This is a genomic window from Streptomyces sp. NPDC051136, assembly GCF_044455745.1.
In the GTDB taxonomy this organism is placed as follows: Bacteria; Actinomycetota; Actinomycetes; order Streptomycetales; family Streptomycetaceae; genus Streptomyces.
Genome location: NZ_JBITFE010000022.1, coordinates 1 through 1,846 on the forward strand (window position 1 = coordinate 1; position 1,846 = coordinate 1,846).

At 70.9% G+C, this 1,846-nt stretch carries 1 protein-coding gene; it reads left to right on the forward strand.

Annotation, left to right across the window (positions count from 1 at the left end; genetic code table 11):
* Positions 1–41: 41 nt before the first annotated feature.
* On the forward strand, positions 42–1,846 hold a 1,805-nt coding region (locus ACIBCJ_RS35565), incomplete at its 3' end, for an AMP-binding protein (protein WP_365981564.1).

Genomic DNA, 1,846 nt, shown 5'->3' on the forward strand with positions numbered 1-1,846 from the left:
AGCGGTCGGCTCCGCTGCGGCCGGAGAACGTGGCGTACGTGATGTACACGTCCGGCTCCACCGGCAACCCCAAGGGCGTCGCCATCACCCACGCCAACCTCGTCAACGGCGTGTCACGGCTGGCCGAGGTGGTCGACCTGCGGCCGGGAGCGCTGATGCTGGGCGCCACCTCCGTCAACTTCGACGTGTCCGTCTTCGAGGTGTTCAGCGCCCTGATCTCGGGCGCCGCCGTAGAGATCGTGCGCGACGTGCTCGAACTCGCCGAACGGGGCGGCTGGACCGGCTCGGTGCTCCAGGCCGTCCCCTCCGTCTTCGAGCGCGTCCTGGAGCAGGTCGCCGGGAAGATGCAGGTCGACACCGTCGTCCTCGGTGGTGACGCCTTCCCCGCCGCGCTCCTGGACAGGCTCCGGAGCGCGATCCCCGGCGCCCGCTTCAAGCAGGCCTACGGACAGACCGAGGACTTCTACGCCACGACCTACTCCGTTCCCCAGGACTGGGCCGGCACCGGCAACGTCCCCATCGGCGGACCTCTCGGCAACATGCGCACGTACGTCCTCGGTCCCGGCCTCGCTCCCGTGCCGGCCGGCGTGGCCGGTGAGCTGTACGTAGGCGGCGCCATCGGCCGCGGCTACCACGAGCGGCCCGGGCTGACCGCGGAGCGCTTCGTCGCCGACCCGTTCGGTGAGCCGGGCAGCCGCATGTACCGCACCGGCGACCTCGTCCGCTGGAACGCCGACGGAGCACTGGAGTACATCGGCCGCAGCGACTCGCAGATGAAGATCCGCGGCTTCCGGGTCGAACCGGGCGAGGTCGAGGCCGTCATGGCCGAACACGTGAGCGTGGCGCAAGCCGTGCTGCTGGCACGCACCGCGCCCGGACTCGGCGATCCGCGCCTCGTCGGCTACGTCGTGCCGGTCGGTGCGACGCCCACGCCCGGCAGCACGGACGTCGACCTGAACGCACAGCTCGACCTCGCCGAACTGCGCCGGTTCGTCGCCGACCGTCTTCCCGAGTTCCTCGTGCCGTCCGCCTTCGTGGTCCTGGACCGGTTGCCGTTGGACCCGAACGGGAAGCTGGACCGGCGGGCGTTGCCGGAGCCTGAGTTCTCGGGTGGTGTGTACCGGGCTCCGTCGTCGCCGGGTGAGGTGGTGCTGGCGGCGGTGTTCGCCGAGGTGCTGGGGCTGGACCGGGTGGGTGTGGACGACGACTTCTTCGCGGTGGGCGGGGACAGTATCCGGTCGATCCAGGTGGTGACGCGGGCTCGGGCGCGGGGTGTGGAGGTGTCGCCGCGGGATGTGTTCGAGTGCCGGACGGTGGCGGAGCTGGCGGTGCGGGCGCGGTCGGCGGGTGAGGCCGTGGTGCTGGAGGAGCTCCCGGGCGGTGGTGTGGGGCGTATGCCGCTGCTGCCCGTCGGTGCCTGGCTCACCGAACTCGAGGGCGACACCGACGCCTTCGCCATGACCACCGCCGTGGACCTGCCGGTGGGTATCTCCGAGGCGGAGTTGCTGGGGACGTTGGGGGCGGTGGTGGATCGTCATGATGTGCTGCGGTCCTCTTTGGTGCGGGGTGAGGGTGGTTCGGGCTGGGAGTTGGAGGTGGGTGCTCCGGGGTGTGTGGAGGTTGCTGGTGTGGTGCGGCGGGTGGTGTGTGACGGGCGGTGGGAGTCGGGGGCGTGGCGGGATGTGGCGGCGCGTGAGCTGGATGGTGCGTTGGGTGGTCTGGATCCGGCCGGTGGGGTGATGGCGCGGTTCGTGTGGTTCGACGCGGGGGTGGGGGTGTCGGGCCGGTTGTTGATCGTGTTGCATCACTTCGTGGTGGACGGGGTGTCGTGGCGGATTCTGCTGCC